Here is a 19,180-nt window from a genome sequence, read left to right as displayed (position 1 = left end):
AGTCGCCCTAGAATCAGTCCCACACGGCAGGAATCCCCCGCGAGCGACTCGCGGCTCCGCTCCGACCGAACGAAAGAAGACGATCATGGGTGTGATCTCCCGCGGCTTCGGCGCACGGCGACGCGAGTCGGACGACCGCCTCCCTCCGGGCCAGTACCTCACCGAGGACTTCCCCGTGCTCTCCGCAGGGCCGACGCCGCGAGTCTCCCTCGACACGTGGGAGTTCGCGGTCGTCGGTCTCGACGGCATCCGTCGCACCTGGTCATGGGACGACCTGCAGGCACTCCCGATCGACACCATCACCACAGACATCCACTGCGTGACCCGGTGGTCGAAGCTCGGCACCCGCTGGCGTGGGGTCTCGCTCGATCATCTGCTGCAGGATGCCGGCGAGGGCGATTTCACGCGGGTCTTCTCCTACGGCGGGTACACCACCAACGTTCCGCGCGCCGACCTCACAGGCGGCAAAGCGTGGGTGGCGTTCGAATTCGACGGCCAGCCGCTCGCTGCGGAGCACGGCGGCCCTGCTCGCCTTCTGGTGCCGCACCTCTACTTCTGGAAGTCTGCCAAGTGGGTCCACGGTCTGGATCTGCTCGAGAACGACGAACCCGGATTCTGGGAGCAGAACGGCTACAACATGTACGGAGATCCCTGGAAAGAGGAGCGTTACTGGTGACCACGGCACCGCTGTGGCTGGTCGCCAGAGTCGTCGAGACACGAAACCCCACCCCCCACGGTCGCGTGCTCGAGCTGCGGGTCGACGGGTGGCCGGGGAATCTGGCCGGTCAGCACGTCGACGTGCGTCTGACCGCAGAAGACGGGTATCAAGCGGTCAGGTCGTATTCCCTCGCATCGTCCGGTGACTCGGACATCATCGAACTCGCGGTCGACGAAGTGCCCGAGGGCGAGGTCTCTCCCTATCTCGTCGAGGACGTGCGCCCCGGAGACGAACTGGAGGTTCGCGGTCCGATCGGCGCCTACTTCGTGTGGACCCCCACCCAGACCGAGCCCGTGCAGCTCATCGCAGGCGGGTCGGGGATCGTCCCGCTCATCGCGATGGCGAGGCAGCATGCGCGCACGGGCAGCCCGGCGCCTATGCGCCTGCTGTACGCGGTGCGTTCAGCCGCCGATGCGTTCTACACGGACGACCTCGCCCAGCTCGCCGACGACGCCTTCCTCGTCGACTGGGCGTACAGCCGTTCGGCGCCTCCGGGCTCCGAACGCCCGGCCGGCCGGGTGGACGCGGCGACGATCGCGGCCTCCACCATTCCCGCCACCGAACACCCGTCGGTCTACGTCTGCGGGCCGACGGGCTTCGTCGAGGCGGTCGCAGACCTGCTCGTGGCGGCGGGGCATCCGCCGGAACGGATCCGCACTGAGCGCTTCGGAGGTGCCTGATGGACGCTGCCCACCCCGGTCATCGCACGCGAGTCGACGGCAACGCCGCAGGCGGGATCCTGCTCGAGGTCTTCGGCAGAGACATGACGAGCGCGCGAGCAGCATGCGCGCACTGCGACCGCGAGGCCGAGCTCGCCGACGCGATCGCCGAGCTCGATCCGGCCGGCGTCATCCTCCTCTGCCGCGGGTGCGGTCGCACACTGCTGACCTGTCTCCGCGACGGCGGCAGCGCGACCCTCGTGATCGGTGCTCTGAGTCTCCTGCGCTGGCCGGCCGACGGATAGCGCCCCGACCTGTGGGATGCAGGTCCTGGGGCGACGCCGCGTCCCCCGGCGTCGGTCAGAGCTCGACCGGCGGAGCGGGCTCCGAATCCGCGACCTCGGGGTGACGCGCGAGGTTCACGATGGCGGCGACGAGTCCACCCCAGATCGTGACCATCGCGATGATCATCATGACGACGGCTGTGACGGTCATGCGCTGGCTCCCTTCTCCGTCGAGCGGGGTTCCGTCGTCGGCACCATCGGGATCGACGAGGTCTCGGCATCCGGCTCGTAGTGTTCTTCGGCGAGGAACTCGTCGTACTCCGGGTCGTCCTTGGCGTGCGAGCGACCGCTCCACGGCAACGCGGACAGCAGCAGCGCGAGCGCGACGAGTGCGATGACCATGCCCCATCCGAAGACGGCCAGGAACCATCCGGGGTAGCCGCCGTACGGCTCGGAGATCTTCGAGATCAGCTCGGTGACCAGCAGGTAGCCGAGCACCAGGGGCGCGAGCGCACCGACGAGCAGCATCCAGACCCGACCGACCCGGAAACTCGAACGGCGATCGAGGTGCTCGACGAGCGCCGGCAGCTTGTGCAGCAGCCAGGCCACGACGATCACGGCGACGAGCGCGACCGCCATGATGCCGAAGGCATTGACGAACGCGTCAGCCGTATCGAGGACCGACAGAGCGGTGGTCGTCGAGAAGAGCGCCATCGAGACGATCGCGAGCGGAATCGACACCGTCAGGGTCGTGCGGATGCGCGCCCAGCCGAGCTTGTCCTGCAGGGCTGCGACGATCACCTCGAGGATGGAGATCAGTGAGGTCACGCCTGCGAAGACCAGCGCCCCGAAGAACAGGACGCCGATGATCGAGCCGCCCGTCGCCTGCGACACGATCGTCGGGAAGGCGATGAACGCGAGTCCGATCCCCGACGACGCGACTCCGGCGACCTCGGTGCCCTGCGCCTGCGCCATGAAGCCGAGCGCGGCGAACACGCCGATTCCCGCGAGGATCTCGAAGCCCGAGTTCGCGAAGGCGACCACCAGGCCGGAGCCGGTGAGGTCGGTCTTGCGCTTCAGGTATGACGAGTACGTCACCATGATGCCGAAGGCGACCGAGAGCGAGAAGAAGATGTGCCCGTAGGCAGAGGCCCACACGGCGGGGTTTCCGAGTGCTTCCCAGTTCGGCGTGAAGAAGGCGTTCAGGCCGTCCATCGCGCCGGGAAGGAACAGCGACTGCACCACGAGGATCGCGAACATCACTGTCAACAGCGGCATCAGGATCATGTTGGCCCGGCCGATTCCTCGCTTGACCCCCAGCGCCATGATCACGATGACGATCAGCCAGACCGCGACGAGCGGCAGCCCGACCTGAGGCACGAACTCGGTCGAGATGCCGACCTCGGCGACGTCGGCCGAGCGGAGGAAGTCGACGAAGAAGAAGTCGTTCTCGTTGCCCGGCCCCCAGGTCAGCTGAGCGGAGAACCAGGTGTACATGGCGGCCCACGCGATGATGACCGCGTAGTAGACCGCGATGACCACGCAGATGAGCACCTGCCACCAGCCGAGCGGCTCTGCCCTGCGGTGCATCCGGCGGAAGGCCAGCGGCGCAGAACCGCGGAACCGGTGACCGATGGCGTAGTCGAAGAACAGCAGAGGGATGCCGGCGGTCAGCAGCGCGCAGAGATACGGGATGAGGAACGCGCCGCCTCCGCCCTCGTATGCCACGTAGGGGAATCGCCAGATGTTCCCCAGCCCGACGGCGGAGCCGATCGCAGAGAGGATGAAGACGTTCCGCGAGCCGAACGCCTCACGTTTAGGGGTCTGCGTCGTTGCGGTGGCCATGCGCCGAGAGTACCGGAGTCGCGATCAGTTGACTGCGCGACTCTCGGGGCGCGGCGGCGCGCAGGCGGCGGTCCCCCCGGGCAGCCTGTGTCTGAAGCGGGCGATCAGCGTGTAGCCGAGTGCCGCAGCCCAGGAGAACGGCGACGTCACGAGCAGCTGGCCCACGACGCGCAGAGACCTCGACCGCTGCATCCTCAGCAGCGCGGCGAAGGCGGCATGACCGCGGAACCGGCGCTCGCCGACCAGAAGCCACACGTAGCGGGTGACATCGGCGGAGCTCAGGCCGATCTCGTCGAGGTCGAGCCACTGCCACGGCTGAGCCTCGGGGAACCTGACGAGCCACCGCTCGAGTCGGCGGACCCACGTGGTGCAGAAGGCACAGTCACCGTCGTAGACGAGCAGCGGTTGCGGACGCATGGCATCGACCCTACGCCTCGTCCACTCCCCTGTTGTTCGTGCGCTCTCGCGCCGGCGGTTCGCAAGGGCCTTGCGACACGCCACGCACCACTGTAGGTCTGGGCACATGGGCAGGTTCGTGTACGAGGGAAGCCAGAAGGCCGAGATCGACGATCGCACGCTCCACCATCTGCAGGTGGTCGTGACGACGAAGCTGCGACGAGGTGAGCCCTTCCTCTTCACCTGGAAGGATGACACCAGCATCGGCGGCGGTCGCAGCACGGTGTGGTTGCACCCCGGTTGCAACCTCGTCTTCAGCTACTCCGGCGGCCGGGTGCCCGATCTCAACCGTCAGTGGGTCGAGGCGCTCGCGTCGACCGCGAACGCCCCGTCGGGGTTGTACGTCGTGCGCGAGCCCGCTGTCGAGCCGAGCGCTGACCCCGGGCGATCCACGCGCACCGGGTGAGAAACGCTTGCCCCGTGGCTACGCAGGGAGCTGCTCGTCCGCGAGTCTGCCGAGGAAGTCTGCGGACGGAGCGAAGAAGACGCAGCCGGTCGTCGCGTTCGAGAAGTCGAGCAGCCTGTCGTATGCGCCGGGCGGATCGCCGATGAACATGTTCTCGAGCATCTTCTCGATGACCCACAGATATCGCGAGTACCCGATGAAGTAGGTGCCGAACGACGAGGAACCAGGGCTCCCGAAGGGCATGTTGTCGCGGAGGATGTCGTGCTCGACCCCGTCGACGACGATGGTGGCGAGCGTCTTGTGGGACTTCTGCCCCGCGACGGCGTCGTCCAACTCGACGTTGTCTGCCTTCTTCCGACCGATGATCGCCTCCTGCTGCTCGGTCGTCAGCGACTGCCACCGATCGAGCTCATGCAGGTACTTCTGGACGACGACGTAGCTGCCGCCGACGTGGTCTCCGTCTTCCGCACCAACGAGAGTCGAATCGGCCACGCTGTTCCCGACAGGATTCGCCGTGCCGTCGACGAAGCCCAGCAGGTCGCGGACGTCGAAGTAGCGGAAGCCGGCGGTCTCGTCGACCACGGTCACGGCGTCGCCGAGAGCGTCGAGCAGCTGCCTCTCGAACTCGAAGACGAGATCCTGACGGTTCGCACGGATGTGGAAGAGCAGATCGCCGGGGGTGCTGGGGGCGGTGTGCACGGGACCCACGACCGCCGCGAAGGGGTGCAGCTCCGCGGGAGCGCGGCGCGCGGTGAGTCGCGGCCATGCTGAAGAGCCGATGCCGACCGTGCACGACAACATCGCATCGAGGTCACGGAATCCCACGTTCTTCACGATGTCGTCCATGCCGCTGATCGCGTCACGCACGGACGCCGCGGCATCCGCACCCTCTGCGATCCGCAGCACGAGGAACGTCGCGCTGGAAGTCAGGGGCGCATCGACCTTCTGTGATTCGATCGGGACGCGGCGGGAGGGAGAGCTGCTCACGCTGTCGAACCTAGAGGATGTCGACGAACAAGGCTTCGACGGGTGTCGAACGAGCAGGGGCATTCCGGCGGGCACCCTTGAGTACGGCCCAGAATCCCGACATCATGACCCGGACAGCACACCGACCACAGGAGACCCGCCCATGAGCGATGTCAGCGACTTCATCCGTTCCGACGTCCCGCCATCCGGCCCCGGGTGCGTGGACTGCGAGAGCCTCGGGTCGTGGTGGCTGCACCTGCGTCGATGCGCGTTCTGCGGGCACATCGGATGCTGCGACGACTCCTTGCACAAGCACGCGACGAAGCATGCGCACTCGAGCGGTCATCGGGTGATCCAGAGTTTCGAGCCCGGCGAGGACTGGTTCTGGGATTTCGACACCGAGACCGCCTTCGACGGACCCGTCCTCGCGCCCCCGCACAGCCACCCGCTGTCGCAGACCACCCCGGGTCCTGCTGAGCGGGTCCCGGCGGATTGGCAAGAGCAGCTCGCCGGGAACGCATGACCGACGTCTCGGGCGATCAGCCGCCTCTCCGCCTCATCGCGGATGCCGACGGTCGGGACGAGTACGCGATTCGCGACTATCTGACCCGCAGCGGAGTCCCCTTCCTCTCGATCGCGGTACCGGCAGGCTCCTCGTCTGCGGGGGGCGTCGATCTCGCCGGCAGGCGTCTCCCCCTTGTGGTTCTGCCGCGTGGCGGCGTCCTCGAAGATCCGACCCCGGAGCAGGTCGCGTCGGCTCTCGGCTGGGTCCATCCCCCTGCCCGATCGACGTACGACCTGATCATCCACGGCGCGGGTCCTGCGGGACTCTCGGCTGCGGTCTACGCGGCATCGGAGGGTCTCAGTGTCGCCGTCGTCGAACGCGACGCCGTCGGCGGTCAGGCCGGCTTCAGCAGCCTCATCGAGAACTACCTCGGTTTTCCCGGTGGAGTCTCCGGGGCAGAGCTCGCGGAGCGTGCGCGCCGGCAGGCGGTCTCGTTCGGAGCGGATCTCGTCCTCATGCGTCACGGGGTCGATCGCACGTTCACGGATCACGACGTGCGGGCGCTGCTCGCCGACGGCTCCGAGATACACGCCCGCGCTGCCCTGTGCGCGACAGGAGTGCAGTGGCGTCGACTCGACCTTCCGCGAGCCCGCGACCTCCAGGGTGCGGGCATCTACTACGGCGCCGGCACCAGCGAGGCCTCCGCCTGCATCGGACAGCATGTGTACGTCGTCGGCGGCGCGAACTCCGCAGGACAGGCCGCGATGAACCTGGCCGCGCACGCCGCACATGTCACGGTGCTCGTGCGCGGACCGTCGCTCTCATCGACCATGTCGGCGTATCTGCTCAACCGACTCGCCGTGCAGCCCAACGTCACCATCCTCGTGAACACCCGAGTCGTCGCCGTCGACGGCGACGAGCACCTGCAGGAGATCACCCTCGACCAGGCGGGAACGGCGACGCGGTTGCCGGCCACGCACCTCTTCGTCTGCATCGGCGGCGCGCCCAACACCGAATGGGCGGAGACCACCGATGTCCGCCTCGACAGCCGCGGTTTCCTGCTCACCGGCGTAGACCTCTCGCCCGACGACCTGGATCGATGGCCCCTGAAACGCGCCCTACTATCTGGAGACCTCCGTTCCCGGGGTCTTCGCCGCCGGTGACGTCCGCGCGAACTCCGTCAAGCGCGTCGCATCGGCGGTGGGCGAAGGCGCCATGGCGGTCACCCTCATCCATCGATACCTGGCCGAGGTCACTCCGCTCTGATCAGCGCAACGGGGTGATGCCCTCCTGCGTGGTGGGCTCCCGCGCCCAGCCGCCGCGCTGCACCCGGCGGGGTGAGGGGACGTCGTGACCCACCTCGGGCTCTCGGACGTGTCCATGTGAAGGCTCTTCTCTACTCGTGGGAGGGGGTGGTCGGTATGCGGTGGCGGTGAGGTCGCGCGATCTCCAGCAGGTGCGCGACCTCCGGTGGGGTGCCGCTCATGGCGCGGGCACGAGCGATGAGCTCTGCATCGAATTCGGTGGTCCGCCCCTCGTGTTGGCTCACATGCTCCCGCCACGAGCCGACCGCGTACGCCTCCACGACGGAGTCCGGGTCGTCCGCGTCCACGTACACCTGCCATTCCCTGGCGCCGGTCCGCAGACGCGTCTGCTCGACCCGCTGCATCAGGGCGAGGAACTCCTGTCTCCGCTCCTCCGTGATCCGGTATCGGATCAGCACCAGAACGGCAGAGTCATCGTCACCGCCCGCGCGCGGCCGGTCGTCGACCCCCGGCACCTCGACGATCCTCCGGCCGATGCCGCTCGTCGCGGGCATCGGCCACACGAGGAGGGAGAGCCCACCCAGGCCACACAGGATTCCCGCTCCGACGACCACGAGACCCGGATCCCAGATGGCCGCGAGCACCCCTGCGCCCGCAGAGCCGGCGGCGGTGCATCCGAACAGCACGAGTTGGTAGAAGGACAGGCCGCGCGTGCGCACCCAGACAGGCAGGAAAGCCTGGATGGTTCCGTTGATGGTGGCGATCACACCGATCCACGCGAGCCCCGTCGCCACGAGCGCCGGGAATGTCACCCACAGCGTGGGCGAGGCGACGAGCGCGACGAGGCCGGCGCCGAAGACCACCGACGAGGCGAGCACCACGCCGTTGACGGCTGCGACCCGACGCGCCCAGGGAAGCACGAAGGCGCCGACGATGGAACCGGCGCCGAGAGCCGCCAGGAGAAGACCGTATCCGCTCGCGGAGAACCCGAGGGAGTTCTTCGCGATCGTCGGGAGCAGCGCCCACAGGGCGTTGGCGGGGATGAGGAAGACGGCGAGCCGGAGCAGAATGAGCCGGACGACCCGCGAATGGCGGACGTAGCGGATGCCGGCCCTGGTCGCGTCGACGAAGGGCTCCGGGCGGATCGCGGGCGGGCTGTACGTCTTCCAGAAGAAGAGCACCCCGAGGAACACGAGGAACGAGAGCGCGTTGAGCAGGAAGACCGCCGCGACTCCGAACTGCGCGACGACGAGACCAGCGATCGCCGGTCCCACCGCCCGCGCGATGTTCACGCCGATGGAGGAGAGACTCGCCGCGTCGAGGAGGAGCTTCGGCGGCACGATGTCGGGCACCAGTGCCTGGAACGCAGGGAGCTGGATGGCCGAGACCGTCCCCAGCACGAACGTCGACGCGAGCAGGACCGTCGTGGTCGTCTGACCGGTCGCCGTCAGGTAGGTCAGCCCGAGCACGACCGCGAGTTGCACGATCTGCGACCAGAGAAGGACGAGCCGACGGTTGAGGAACTCGCCGATGACACCGGCAGGAATCGCGAACAGGAGCACGGGAGCTGCCGATGCCGTCTGGACGAGCGCCACGAGCAGCGGGGATCCGTCGCCCTGGACCAGCAGCCACTGGGCGCCGACCGTCTGCATCCAGCTTCCGATGTTGCTGACGATGGACGCCAGCCACACCAGACGGAAGATGGGGACGGCGAGCGGAGCGAATCCTGCCTTCCATCCGATGCGCGCCGGCGCAGCACTCACCTGCGCCTCAGCCATGGGCCGCGATCTCCTCGAGGATGCCTCCGATGAGCTGCACGATCTCCGCAGCGTGGCTCTGAGTGACCAGATGCGGCGCGTCGAGTTCCGTAACGGCCCGACAGCCCGCCCGCCGATACCCGAAGCGCTGAAGCTGCGGGCTGACCAACCGGTCTTCGGTCGCCACCACGCCCCAACTCGGCTTCGCCCTCCACCCTGCGCCGGACGCCCGCTCGGTGAACACCGAGGCGGCGATCGGGCGCTGCGAGACCGCCAGAACACCCGACTCGTCCGAGGGCAATCCCTGCGCGAGCAGACGAGCGAACTGATCGGGCGCGACAGTGAGCTCTGTCCGACGTGCTCCGGCGTCGCCTGGGAACAGGGCGGGCACGAGGTGGCCGGATGCCTCATCCGGGGCGAAGCGATCCCTCATCTCGGCGATGCTCTCCCCCTGATCCAGCGCGTATCCCGCTATGAAGAGCAGTCCGGTGACGTTGGTCGCCTCACCGGCCACGGTGACGACCGCTGCTCCGTATCCATGCCCGACGAGGAGCACCTCTCCGTCGACGCGCTCGACGAACGTACGGATGTAGTCGCAGTCGCCGAGGAAGCTGCGGCCGATCACGGGCKGGACGAGCACCCGATGTCCGCCGTCGAGCAGACGGAGCACGATCGGCCACCATCCCGATGCGTCCAGAAAAGCGCCGTGCACGAGCACCACCGTGCTGGTTCTCATCATCTCGCCACCTCGTGGTCGTACGTGCGTGTGAGACGAATCTAGAAACCGAGAGGCCGGCGACCATGCGACAGGAGTCGAAGACGAGCATCTCCACTTCTGCCTGCTTTCCTCCTGGTGTGTGCGCGAGAGAGAGGGTTCCATGAGACGTACTCGAGTTCGGTGAGGTGGAGTCCCCTCCCATCGACGCAGAGCGACACGGTGAGCCCATCCCCCGCTAGGAGCGAACCCATGACGATCAGCGATACGACGACCGACGCCACCTCGATGGCGCTGCACGAGATCGCGGACCAGCTCGAAGCGTCCCTGAGTCGCCCGGTGGTCATTCGCCGGTTCGGCCCACCGGGGATCGTCGGCCCGCAGTCCCCGACGCTGCTGTCCGTGCCGGTGCAGGACGACGGTGATGCCGTCGCGCTCATCGTGATCGACCTCGGCGCGGGGTCGCCCCTCACAGCGAGCGAATTCGAGGCCGTCGATGCGGCGGCCGCGCTCGTCCGGATCACCCTTCGTCGTGACCCCGGTTCATCGCGAGCCGATCGCGAGTCGGTCCTGCGCGATCTGCTGGACGTGGATGACTCGGTGCGTCGAGACGCCTATTCGCGCGCACTCAGACAGAGGTGGGTGCAACGCGAGGCGGGCACGGTCGTGCGCGCCGTCCTGATCGACTCCACCGTCACCGACGTCGACCGCATCGCCTTCGGCCGCCACCTCGCCCATCTGCGTCCGGTCCCCGCGCACTTCATCACGCTCGAGGGCGGAGTGGTCATGTTGGTCGGTCAGCCGTCGGACATCGACCTCGCCGACATCCTCCTGCAAGAGGCCGCACGACGCGGGATGAGGATCCTCGGCATCGGCTCCGCCTCGCCGCAGCGAGGCGCGACAGACCTCCGGAGCGCAGCCGACGAGGCGGCGATCGCCGCCTCTCTCGCTGCGGCCCTCCCCCAGTTCCATCCGTCCGTCGACGCGAGCGATCTCGGCGTCTGGCGGCTGCTCGCCTCGGCATCCGCGAACCCCGACGCCCTTCGGATCATCTCTCCGGCGGCCGACGTGCTCTACTCCCAGACGGACGACACCCAGCGACTGACAGTCGAGACGTACCTCGACGTCGGCGCCAACGTGGTCGCCGCGTGCCGGATTCTCTTCGTGCATCGCACGACGCTCTACTACCGGCTCGAACGCATGCCCCCGATCGTGAAGGATGCGCTCGACGACGGTGTCAAGCGCAGCACGCTGCACCTGGCGCTGAAGCTCATCCGGCTCTGGGAATCGACGGGCCGGCTGTGATCGCGTGTCGCGAACCGACCGTCATGCGGACTCCACGGCTGTTTCCGGCGATCGCGGCGTCCCGATGGCCGACACGTCACGACGCACCCTCTCGAAGATGAACGCCTCGCTGCTGCCCGGCCCCAGAAGAGTCAGAGCTTCATCAGCCTCGGCGATCGCGGCCTCGCCTTCGCCGGCGTGGATCAGCGCACGGATGTGTCTGCGCATCATGAGCAGCACTCGGGTGTCGTCGTTCAACGAGCGAGCGATGGCGATGCCCGACTCGCCGATCCGCATCGCATCCTCAAATCGTCCGACGGCGACGTAGGCGTCGATCAGGTCGAGGCACGCCGCGTACTGGGTGACGATGCTGGTGAGGCTGTCCGAGGTCTCGGTGGATCGCACCCTCGCGAGGGTGGCCTCCGTCGCCGCGATGGACTCGAGGAACTGACCGCGCTTGCCCTTGATCATGGATGACAGCACCTGGGCGTTCTCCAGCCCCGTGGTCTCGTGCGCAGCGGTGAATGCGTCGATGGCAGCGAGGGCAGCCCCATCAGCGTCGACGAGACGATCCAGGGTCCAGCTCGCCCATCCGATGTAGTACTGCGCCCAGCCCTCCTGGGCCGAATCCCCGGCGCGCCGTGCAGCAGCCAGCGCCGACCGTCCGGTGATCACCGCCTTCTCGCGATCGCCGACCTCGACGATCTCAGCCCACGCGACATATCCGAGCTGCGCCGCTTCCTTCGCCGGATCCCCCAAGCGCTGCGCCGCGCTCGCCGCGAGCGAGTAGAACCGGTGCCAGTTGCCCCACGTCATCCAGATGTCGGAATACCAGTGCAGCGCATCGGCGACATCGCAGACCACCGCATCGTCGCCGAGCTCTGCGGCTTCCGTATACGCCGGCCACCAGTGCTCGACCTCTGCGCGGATCCAGGCCGCGGCGGCCTCCGCACTGACGAACCCTCTCCCGGTGCGGCCGAGGTCCGTGGGCTCCCGCATCGGCTCGTACCAGGCGCCCGCGCGCTCCAGGCTTCCGAGCAGCCAGGATCGAACGTGGTCACGGCGCCGCGCTATCTCGTCCGGTCCGACCGTCATGCGCAGCTTGCTCCGGCCGAAGAGTCGCATCAGATCATGAAGGCGGTAGCGATCGCCGCCGCGTGCTTCGAGCATCCCCAGATCGGTGAGATCGTCCAGGCGAGACTCGACCTCGGCGAGATCGGCTGAACGCGCCGCCGCGGCGGCGAGGTGAGCGCCGAACGTCCTCCCGTCGATGAGGGAGATCCAGCGGAACAGGGCGGCGGTGCGGGGGTCGAGCTCGTCGTAGGAGAGCGAGATGGCGGTTTCCACGGCCAGATCACCGGCGACGAGAAGACGCAGCCGGTCCTCCGACGTGCGCATCCGGCCGAGCAGGTCATCGACCGTCCATGCGGGCCGGCTGGCGATGCGATTGCCGACCACGCGCAGCGCCAGAGGGATGTCGTCGCAGAGGCCCGCCACCTCACCCAGAGCATCGTCGTCGGTCACGGCCTGCGGGATCAGCCGACGGAGGAAGGAGATGCTCTCCTGTCGTCGAAGTGGTCCGAGACGCAGTCGCCGCACGCCTTCGAGACCTGCGAGGCTGCGGCGAGAGGTCACGACGACGACATCGCCGGCGCAGATCGACAGGATGGGACGGATCTGCGCCTCGTTCGCGACGTTGTCGAGCAGCACCGTGACCGGGGCGATGTCGACGGCTGCCCGCCATCGCGCTCTCGCCTCGCCGAGATCCGCGGGCGGTTTCTGCTCCGCTCCGGGGAGCTGGCGCAGCATGGCGGTCATCACCTGCAGCGGAGTCAGGGGCGACGAGCTGAAGCCGTCCAGCCCGAGGAAGACGTTGTGGTGGCCGCTCGTTTGCCCTCCCCGTTCGAGGATCTCGATCGCCACGGTCGTCTTGCCGATTCCCGGGGCCCCGCTGATGATCAGTGCGGGGCGCTGCGGATCCGGAGCCGGCGGACCGTAGAGGATCGCGAGCGCCTCATCGATCTCGGCGTCGCGGCCCGAGAAGTCGAACACCCGGTGCGGGGAGATCGCCCCAGGGCCGTCGCTCGCGAGGGCGGCACGCGGTCGGGCGCGCGCAGCGCGGAGGAACGCATGCTGATCGGCCGCATCGAGGCCCAGTCCGTCGGCCAGCGCGTCGACGGTGCGGCGTTGGGGAGAGACGCTTGCGCCTCTCTCGAGGTCGCCGATCGTGCGAACGCTGACACCCGATCGCGAGGCGAGCGCTTCGAGGGTCAGGTTCTGGCCCACTCGCAGCGACCGCAGCAGCAGCCCGAAGGGTGAGGGTTCGGTCACGACGTCCGCCTTTCGCTGAGATCAGCTTGGCAGGTCTTCTCCGCGGAACGATGGCGGGACGGTTACGGGGCGGTTTCGTCATCGATCGGGACGAATACTCCACGCTGCGCGCGCGACGCGGGCCCGACGAACGCGCGACGCATGACCACCGCTGCCGAGACCGTCGCGATCAGGACGATCGAGATGAACACGAGCAGCACAGCGGTCTGCGATGCGAAGGTGAGGATCACACCGATCGCGAGGACCGGCAGGGCGAGACCGCAGTACGCGATCAGGAAGATCAGCGCCAGCGTCTCACCGCGTCGACCGGACTCCGCGAGAGCGGATGCCGTGGCGACCGCCGATCTGAACAGCAGCCCCACTCCGACGCCCGCCACGATGCCTCCTCCGAGGAATACCGGGAGCGACGGCAGCAGAGTTCCTGCTGCGACCGCGACGAGGCCCACTGCGCAGCAGACGGCCGCGACCGCGAGCTGGATGCGCATCGGCACGCGGGCGAGCGCCACCTGCCCGGATGCCGCAGCGGCGAACACCGAGCACGCCGTCACGCCGGCAAGAAGATGGTCGTGCTCGCCGAACGTGCTGATGAGGATGGTCGGTGCAAGAGAGGTGAACAGCCCGAAGAGAGCGAACCCCGCGAACGCGCCGAAACCCGCGGCGACGAACGCCGTCCTCGATCGCGGGGGCGCGGCGATCCGCTGCGGTCGATACCGCCGCGGCTCGTGCGGCGGCGTCACGGTCTCGGGAACGCAGGCGACGGCGATCGCGGCGACGATGAGCACGACGAGGAACACCGCGTGCGGCAGCACGAGCGGTGCGGGCAGGAACTCGGCGAACAGACCGCCGATCAGCGGTCCCAGCGCCAACCCGCCGAGGTTCGCGGCACCGGCCACCGATGCGGCGACGATGACGTTCTCGCTCGGTCGGGCGTGCGCGCGCAGCTCGCCGAGATGCGCGGTGGCCGTGGCAGTGAGGATGCCCACGCTCGCACCGTTCACCAGTCGCGCGGCGAGGAGGCCGGGCACCTCGTGCCACAGCAGGAACAGCACGGCGCTGAGCACCGCGATGAGGATCGCTATGACCAGCATCCGGCGCCGACCCATCCAGTCGCTGACGTGCCCGAGCAGGAACAGGCTGAGCACGACGCCGACGGCGAAGGCCGCGAAGATCAGCGTGATGACGGAGACGGGGAACCCGTCGGCCTCCTGGTAGAGCGGGTACAGCGGTGTCGGCACCGTCGCGTACGCCATCACGAGCAGGAAGGCTGACGCGACCACCCAGAATCCCGCACCGTGTGAGAGGCGGGAGTTCGTCATGGTGGAGACACTATCGACGCCCTGCCCGGTCGGCACCGGACGGATGTCGAAAGCGCACGGGGCGGATCCTGGACAGATGTCGAGCGGTCGATGACGGCGCGCGGGTTAGCGTGGTCGCGCTCCCACGAAGCAGACGTGGGGCGACCGACAGTCGTCCGGCATCGTTCGGGACGACGGAAACCTGGAGGCTGATCATGGCGTTCGTGACCACGGATGATGGCGCAGAGATCTACTACAAGGACTGGGGCAGCCCCGAGGCTCAGCCCATCATGTTCCACCACGGCTGGCCGCTCTCGTCGGATGACTGGGACGCCCAGATGCTGTACTTCCTCGGCAAGGGCTACCGTGTCATCGCCAGCGACCGCCGCGGGCACGGACGGTCGTCGCAGATCGGCACCGGGCACGACATGGATCACTACGCGAGCGATGCCTCGGCAGTCGTCGAGCACCTCGACCTCCGCAACGCGATTCACATCGGCCACTCGACGGGTGGCGGCCAGGTCGCACGCTACGTCGCACAGTACGGTCAGCCCCAGGGCCGAGTCGCCAAGGCTGTGCTCGTGTCATCCGTGCCCCCGCTGATGGTGCAGACCGACGCCAACCCCGAGGGCACGCCGATCTCGGTCTTCGACGGCTTCCGCGAGGCGCTGGCGGCGAACCGTGCGGAGTTCTTCCAGGCGGTCGCCTCCGGCCCCTTCTACGGATTCAACCGCGAGGGCGTGGAACTCTCCGAGCCCGTGGTGGCGAACTGGTGGCGCCAGGGGATGACGGGCAGCGCCCTGGCTCACTACGAGGGGATCAAGGCCTTCTCCGAGACCGACCAGACCGACGACCTCAAGGCCATCACGGTGCCGGTGCTGGTCATCCAGGGCGATGACGACCAGGTCGTGCCGTACAAGGATGCATCGGTGAAGCAGGCCGAGCTTCTGAGCGACTCGACTCTGAAGATCTACGAGGGCTTCCCGCACGGCATGCTGACCACGCACGCCGACGTGATCAACCCCGACATCCTCGCCTTCATCCAGCAGTAGCAGTCTCAGCGCGATGCGGCGGGCGCATCCGGGCTCAGTTCCCGGGCGCGCCCGTCGCTAGGAGCCGGAGATCCCGGCCCCGACGACGTCGAAGGCCGCAGCGAGCAGTCCGATGGCCATCGCTTCGGGCAGCGGCTCGAGCGGCCGGTGCGCCCTCGGGTCCTCGTCGGGACCGTGGTCGGGACGAGGATCGCGGTCTCGGCGCCGGGGGACGAGGTGCGCATGCACATGCAGCCCTGCGGCCGCGGAGAGTGCGACGTCGATGCGATCGGCTCCGGTCGCTCGGCGGATGATGCGGGAGGCGAACTGGATGTCGATCAGGAAGAGCTCGGCGATCTCCGCCGGCGCGTCGGCGATGTCGTCGTAGTGATCGCGGAGGCTCAGGATGCTCCGGCCGGGGAACCGGGCGTCGGAGAACAGTCCGACACGCGACACGGTGAGCCTGCCCACCGGATCGGCCAGGACGAACGAACACTCTCGACAGCTCTTCACGTGGCCTCCTTCCCGGATCGCCTCGACGTCCGCAAGCCGCTCAGAGTCCACGAAGAACTCTACGAGCGGCGCGACGATGCACGAAGAGATCCCCCCGGGCCTGGCCATTCTCGACACTGCAGAGTACAGTTCCGCGCCCGTCGGAGACCTGAGGTGGAGGATCGTCCACCGTCAGCAGGCGATCGATGAGGTGGGCCCTGCCGGGATCGAACCGACGACATCCACGGTGTAAACGTGGCGCTCTACCAGCTGAGCTAAAGGCCCTGGTGCGTCCAGTCTACAGATGACCCGATGCGCACCGATGTCGTGGAAGGGGGATAGGCTGAGGGCGGCACGCGTTGTGTACAACCGACAAGGTTGCCCGCGTCGCTTCCCGTTTCAATGGCATGACCTGCCAGCTTGACGAAAGGCTCCCCCGTGACTGTGCACGACCAGGATCCGTATTCCCAGGGCCCCCTCGACAGCGATCCGGAGGAGACGGGCGAGTGGCAGCAGTCGCTCGACGAGCTCGTCGACGCGAAGGGCCATGGCCGTGGCCGCGAGATCATGCTCAGCCTGCTCAAGCGCTCGAAGGAGCTGCACCTGGGCGTGCCGATGGTCCCGACCACGGACTACATCAACACGATCGCTCCTGAGAACGAGCCCGAGTTCCCGGGCGACGAAGAGGTCGAGCGTCGCTACCGCGCGTGGATCCGCTGGAACGCGGCCATCACGGTGCACCGCGCACAGCGCCCCGGCATCGGCGTCGGCGGTCACATCTCGACCTACGCGTCGTCGGCGGCCCTCTACGAGGTGGGTTTCAACCACTTCTTCAAGGGTCTCGACAACCCCGGCGGCGGAGACCAGATCTTCGTCCAGGGTCACGCCTCCCCCGGCACGTACGCCCGCTCGTTCCTCGAAGGCCGCCTGAGCGAAGACCAGCTCGACGGTTTCCGCCAGGAGAAGTCGCACGCGCCGTACGGCATCCCCTCGTACCCGCACCCGCGGCTGATGCCGGAGTACTGGCAGTTCCCGACCGTCTCGATGGGTCTCGGTCCGATCAACGCCATCTACCAGGCGATGTCGAACAAGTACCTCGAGAACCGCGGCATCAAGGACACCTCCGAGTCTCACGTCTGGGCCTTCCTTGGCGACGGAGAGATGGACGAGGTCGAGAGCCGCGGTCAGCTGCAGGTCGCAGCCAACGAGGGCCTCGACAACCTCACCTTCGTCGTCAACTGCAACCTGCAGCGTCTCGACGGCCCTGTGCGCGGCAACGGAAAGATCGTGCAGGAGCTCGAGTCGTTCTTCCGCGGAGCCGGCTGGAACGTCATCAAGGTCGTCTGGGGCCGCGAGTGGGACGACCTGCTCGCCCGCGACACCGAGGGCGCGCTGCTCAACCTGATGAACGTCACCCCCGACGGTGACTACCAGACCTACAAGGCCGAGTCCGGCGCGTACGTCCGCGAGCACTTCTTCGGCCGTGACGAGCGTGCCGCTGCTCTGGTCAAGGACTACTCCGACGACCAGATCTGGAACCTCAAGCGCGGTGGCCACGACTACCGCAAGGTCTACGCCGCCTTCAAGGCCGCGACCGAGCACAAGGGCAAGCCCACCGTCATCCTCGCCAAGACCGTCAAGGGCTACGGCCTGGGTCCGCACTTCGAGGGCCGCAACGCGACCCATCAGATGAAGAAGATGACGCTGGACAACCTCAAGACGTTCCGCGACGCGATGCACATCCCGATCACGGACGCGCAGCTCGAGGAGAACCCGTACCTGCCCCCGTACTACAACCCGGGCCCCCAGGACGAGACGATCCAGTACATGCTCGAGCGTCGCAACGCGCTCGGCGGCTTCCTGCCCGAGCGTCGCTCGACGCACGTCGGCCTGGCGCTCCCCGACGACACGGCGTACGCCCTGCCGAAGAAGGGCTCCGGCACGCAGGAGATCGCCACGACCATGGCGTTCGTCCGACTGCTGAAAGACCTGCTGCGCTCGAAGGACTTCGGCCACCGCATCGTGCCGATCATCCCCGATGAGGCCCGCACCTTCGGAATGGACGCCTACTTCCCGTCCGCGAAGATCTACAACCCGAACGGCCAGCACTACACCTCGGTCGACCGTGAGCTCCTCCTCGCCTACAAGGAGAGCCCGCAGGGTCAGATCGTGCACGTCGGCATCAACGAGGCCGGCGCACTCGCGGCGTTCACCGCGGCCGGCACCTCGTACGCCACGCACGGCGAGCCGCTGATCCCGATCTACCTCTTCTACTCGATGTTCGGATTCCAGCGCACGGGTGACGCGCAGTGGGCCGCCGGCGACCAGATGGCCCGCGGGTTCATCATGGGCGCCACGGCCGGCCGCACCACCCTCACGGGTGAGGGCCTGCAGCACGCCGACGGCCACTCGCACCTGCTCGCCGCCACCAACCCGGCGACGGTCTCGTACGACCCCGCCTACGGATACGAGATCGCGCACATCATGCGCTCCGGTCTCGAGCGCATGTACGGCGGAGAGCACGAAGACCCGAACGTCATGTACTACATCACGCTCTACAACGAGCCGATGGTCATGCCCGCCGAGCCGGAGAACGTGGACGTCGACGGCATCGTGCGCGGCATCCACCGCGTGTCGGTCGGCGAGGGCGAAGGCCCCCGCGCTCAGCTCTTCGCATCGGGCGTCGGACTCCCCTGGGCCCTCGAGGCGCAGGCGCTGCTCAAGAACGACTGGGGCGTGATCGCGGATGTCTGGTCGGTCACCTCGTGGACCGAACTGCGCCGCGACGGCCTGGCCGCGGACGAGCACAACTTCCTGCACCCCGAAGAAGAGCCCCGCACGGCGTACCTCACGCAGAAGCTGCAGGGTGCCGAGGGTCCCGTCGTCGCCGTGAGCGACTTCATGCACGCCGTGCAGGACCAGATCCGTCCGTGGGTCCCGCAGCGTTTCGCGACGCTGGGCGCCGACGGCTTCGGCTTCTCCGACACGCGTGCAGCCGCTCGTCGCTTCTTCAAGATCGACGGTCCGTCGATCGTCGTCCGCACGCTGCAGTCTCTCGCCGAAGACGGGGTCGTCGACCGTTCTCTCGCCGCGCAGGCGATCCAGAAGTACAGCCTGCACGACGTGAACGCCGGCACCAGCGGCAACGCGGGCGGCGAAAGCTGAGTCGTC

Annotated in this window: 18 protein-coding genes and 1 tRNA gene; 9 read left to right on the top strand and 10 right to left on the bottom strand. The window is 67.8% G+C overall.

Going from position 1 to position 19,180, the window contains the following annotated elements:
* Positions 1-85: 85 nt before the first annotated feature.
* From AC04ME_RS07670 to AC04ME_RS07660, 3 genes are read left to right on the top strand one after another with little or no spacing between them, the layout of a single operon-like run.
* A complete protein-coding gene (locus AC04ME_RS07670) occupies positions 86-676 on the top strand; it encodes a sulfite oxidase-like oxidoreductase (protein WP_042537483.1) in 591 nt (196 codons plus the stop codon).
* The gene (locus tag AC04ME_RS07665) at positions 673-1,398 is read left to right on the top strand and encodes a ferredoxin reductase (RefSeq protein ID WP_475434384.1); all 726 of its coding nucleotides are present in this window, start codon (positions 673-675) and stop codon (positions 1,396-1,398) included. The genes AC04ME_RS07670 and AC04ME_RS07665 overlap by 4 nt, the downstream gene beginning before the upstream one ends.
* Positions 1,398-1,682, top strand: a complete 285-nt coding sequence (locus AC04ME_RS07660; protein ID WP_042537489.1) for a DUF6510 family protein — start codon at positions 1,398-1,400, stop codon at positions 1,680-1,682. Before AC04ME_RS07665 ends, AC04ME_RS07660 begins: the two co-directional genes overlap by 1 nt.
* A gap of 55 nt (positions 1,683-1,737) precedes the next feature.
* Here AC04ME_RS07660 and AC04ME_RS07655 read toward each other — a convergent pair whose 3' ends face one another.
* Genes AC04ME_RS07655 through AC04ME_RS07645 form a run of 3 tightly spaced genes read right to left on the bottom strand, consistent with a single transcriptional unit; the run spans position 1,738 to position 3,923 of the window.
* Entirely contained in the window at positions 1,738-1,872 is a 135-nt protein-coding gene (locus tag AC04ME_RS07655) for a methionine/alanine import family NSS transporter small subunit (RefSeq protein ID WP_475434381.1), read from the bottom strand.
* Positions 1,869-3,506 (bottom strand): sodium-dependent transporter, encoded by a 1,638-nt coding sequence (locus AC04ME_RS07650; protein WP_475434379.1) that lies wholly within the window; start codon positions 3,504-3,506, stop codon positions 1,869-1,871. The genes AC04ME_RS07655 and AC04ME_RS07650 overlap by 4 nt, the downstream gene beginning before the upstream one ends.
* A 24-nt stretch (positions 3,507-3,530) precedes the next feature.
* Complete coding sequence (locus tag AC04ME_RS07645; protein WP_475434377.1) at positions 3,531-3,923, bottom strand: thiol-disulfide oxidoreductase DCC family protein; 393 nt, start codon at positions 3,921-3,923, stop codon at positions 3,531-3,533.
* 106 nt (positions 3,924-4,029) lie between these two features.
* Here AC04ME_RS07645 and AC04ME_RS07640 point away from each other — a divergent pair, with 106 nt between their 5' ends.
* The gene (locus AC04ME_RS07640; protein WP_309689003.1) at positions 4,030-4,368 is read left to right on the top strand and encodes a DUF7882 family protein; all 339 of its coding nucleotides are present in this window, start codon (positions 4,030-4,032) and stop codon (positions 4,366-4,368) included.
* An 18-nt stretch (positions 4,369-4,386) separates the two neighbouring features.
* On the opposite strand, the gene AC04ME_RS07635 is transcribed toward AC04ME_RS07640, so the two are convergent.
* Positions 4,387-5,355: a Dyp-type peroxidase gene (locus AC04ME_RS07635; RefSeq protein ID WP_228385513.1), complete on the bottom strand. Its 969-nt coding sequence runs from the start codon at positions 5,353-5,355 to the stop codon at positions 4,387-4,389.
* Positions 5,356-5,497: 142 nt separating this feature from the next.
* On the opposite strand from AC04ME_RS07635, the gene AC04ME_RS07630 reads away from it, so the two are divergent.
* Both AC04ME_RS07630 and AC04ME_RS07625 read left to right on the top strand, forming a co-directional pair.
* Positions 5,498-5,857 (top strand): UBP-type zinc finger domain-containing protein, encoded by a 360-nt coding sequence (locus AC04ME_RS07630; protein WP_042537498.1) that lies wholly within the window; start codon positions 5,498-5,500, stop codon positions 5,855-5,857.
* A complete protein-coding gene (locus AC04ME_RS07625) occupies positions 5,854-7,002 on the top strand; it encodes an NAD(P)/FAD-dependent oxidoreductase (RefSeq protein WP_475434374.1) in 1,149 nt (382 codons plus the stop codon). The genes AC04ME_RS07630 and AC04ME_RS07625 overlap by 4 nt, the downstream gene beginning before the upstream one ends.
* A 233-nt stretch (positions 7,003-7,235) precedes the next feature.
* Here AC04ME_RS07625 and AC04ME_RS07620 read toward each other — a convergent pair whose 3' ends face one another.
* Both AC04ME_RS07620 and AC04ME_RS07615 read right to left on the bottom strand, forming a co-directional pair.
* The gene (locus AC04ME_RS07620; RefSeq protein ID WP_475434372.1) at positions 7,236-8,882 is read right to left on the bottom strand and encodes an MFS transporter; all 1,647 of its coding nucleotides are present in this window, start codon (positions 8,880-8,882) and stop codon (positions 7,236-7,238) included.
* Positions 8,875-9,600: an alpha/beta hydrolase gene (locus tag AC04ME_RS07615; protein WP_475434371.1), complete on the bottom strand. Its 726-nt coding sequence runs from the start codon at positions 9,598-9,600 to the stop codon at positions 8,875-8,877. Before AC04ME_RS07615 ends, AC04ME_RS07620 begins: the two co-directional genes overlap by 8 nt.
* Before the next feature lie 228 nt (positions 9,601-9,828).
* Between AC04ME_RS07615 and AC04ME_RS07610 the strand changes: the two genes are divergently transcribed.
* Positions 9,829-10,881 (top strand): PucR family transcriptional regulator, encoded by a 1,053-nt coding sequence (locus AC04ME_RS07610; RefSeq protein ID WP_475434369.1) that lies wholly within the window; start codon positions 9,829-9,831, stop codon positions 10,879-10,881.
* 21 nt (positions 10,882-10,902) lie between these two features.
* On the opposite strand, the gene AC04ME_RS07605 is transcribed toward AC04ME_RS07610, so the two are convergent.
* Together AC04ME_RS07605 and AC04ME_RS07600 are read right to left on the bottom strand one after the other, a co-directional pair.
* Positions 10,903-13,191, bottom strand: coding sequence for a helix-turn-helix domain-containing protein (locus AC04ME_RS07605; RefSeq protein WP_311878734.1), 2,289 nt, complete (start codon positions 13,189-13,191; stop codon positions 10,903-10,905).
* 62 nt (positions 13,192-13,253) lie between these two features.
* The gene (locus AC04ME_RS07600; RefSeq protein WP_475434367.1) at positions 13,254-14,507 is read right to left on the bottom strand and encodes an MFS transporter; all 1,254 of its coding nucleotides are present in this window, start codon (positions 14,505-14,507) and stop codon (positions 13,254-13,256) included.
* Positions 14,508-14,701: 194 nt separating this feature from the next.
* Here AC04ME_RS07600 and AC04ME_RS07595 point away from each other — a divergent pair, with 194 nt between their 5' ends.
* Positions 14,702-15,538, top strand: coding sequence for an alpha/beta fold hydrolase (locus AC04ME_RS07595; protein WP_042537505.1), 837 nt, complete (start codon positions 14,702-14,704; stop codon positions 15,536-15,538).
* Positions 15,539-15,595: 57 nt separating this feature from the next.
* Here the strand turns inward: AC04ME_RS07595 and AC04ME_RS07590 are convergent, their stop codons facing one another.
* Both AC04ME_RS07590 and AC04ME_RS07585 read right to left on the bottom strand, forming a co-directional pair.
* Entirely contained in the window at positions 15,596-16,030 is a 435-nt protein-coding gene (locus AC04ME_RS07590) for a hypothetical protein (RefSeq protein ID WP_042537510.1), read from the bottom strand.
* 191 nt (positions 16,031-16,221) lie between these two features.
* Positions 16,222-16,294, bottom strand: a tRNA-Val gene (locus AC04ME_RS07585).
* 153 nt (positions 16,295-16,447) lie between these two features.
* Between AC04ME_RS07585 and aceE the strand changes: the two genes are divergently transcribed.
* Positions 16,448-19,174, top strand: a complete 2,727-nt coding sequence (gene aceE / locus AC04ME_RS07580; protein ID WP_309689029.1) for a pyruvate dehydrogenase (acetyl-transferring), homodimeric type — start codon at positions 16,448-16,450, stop codon at positions 19,172-19,174.
* The last annotated feature ends 6 nt before the right edge of the window (positions 19,175-19,180 follow it).

The organism is Microbacterium sp. LjRoot205, assembly GCF_056175745.1.
This window is presented reverse-complemented; position numbering and strand designations above follow the sequence as displayed.

What these genes read in the sequence shown, in the direction of transcription:
- AC04ME_RS07670 (WP_042537483.1), top strand. Translation starts at nt 86, where the DNA reads ATGGGTGTGATCTCCCGCGGCTTCGGCGCACGGCGACGCGAGTCGGAC.
- AC04ME_RS07660 (WP_042537489.1), top strand. Translation starts at nt 1,398, where the DNA reads ATGGACGCTGCCCACCCCGGTCATCGCACGCGAGTCGACGGCAACGCC.
- AC04ME_RS07655 (WP_475434381.1), bottom strand. Translation starts at nt 1,872, where the DNA reads ATGACCGTCACAGCCGTCGTCATGATGATCATCGCGATGGTCACGATC.
- AC04ME_RS07650 (WP_475434379.1), bottom strand. Translation starts at nt 3,506, where the DNA reads ATGGCCACCGCAACGACGCAGACCCCTAAACGTGAGGCGTTCGGCTCG.
- AC04ME_RS07645 (WP_475434377.1), bottom strand. Translation starts at nt 3,923, where the DNA reads ATGCGTCCGCAACCGCTGCTCGTCTACGACGGTGACTGTGCCTTCTGC.
- AC04ME_RS07640 (WP_309689003.1), top strand. Translation starts at nt 4,030, where the DNA reads ATGGGCAGGTTCGTGTACGAGGGAAGCCAGAAGGCCGAGATCGACGAT.
- AC04ME_RS07630 (WP_042537498.1), top strand. Translation starts at nt 5,498, where the DNA reads ATGAGCGATGTCAGCGACTTCATCCGTTCCGACGTCCCGCCATCCGGC.
- AC04ME_RS07625 (WP_475434374.1), top strand. Translation starts at nt 5,854, where the DNA reads ATGACCGACGTCTCGGGCGATCAGCCGCCTCTCCGCCTCATCGCGGAT.
- AC04ME_RS07620 (WP_475434372.1), bottom strand. Translation starts at nt 8,882, where the DNA reads ATGGCTGAGGCGCAGGTGAGTGCTGCGCCGGCGCGCATCGGATGGAAG.
- AC04ME_RS07610 (WP_475434369.1), top strand. Translation starts at nt 9,829, where the DNA reads ATGACGATCAGCGATACGACGACCGACGCCACCTCGATGGCGCTGCAC.
- AC04ME_RS07600 (WP_475434367.1), bottom strand. Translation starts at nt 14,507, where the DNA reads ATGACGAACTCCCGCCTCTCACACGGTGCGGGATTCTGGGTGGTCGCG.
- AC04ME_RS07595 (WP_042537505.1), top strand. Translation starts at nt 14,702, where the DNA reads ATGGCGTTCGTGACCACGGATGATGGCGCAGAGATCTACTACAAGGAC.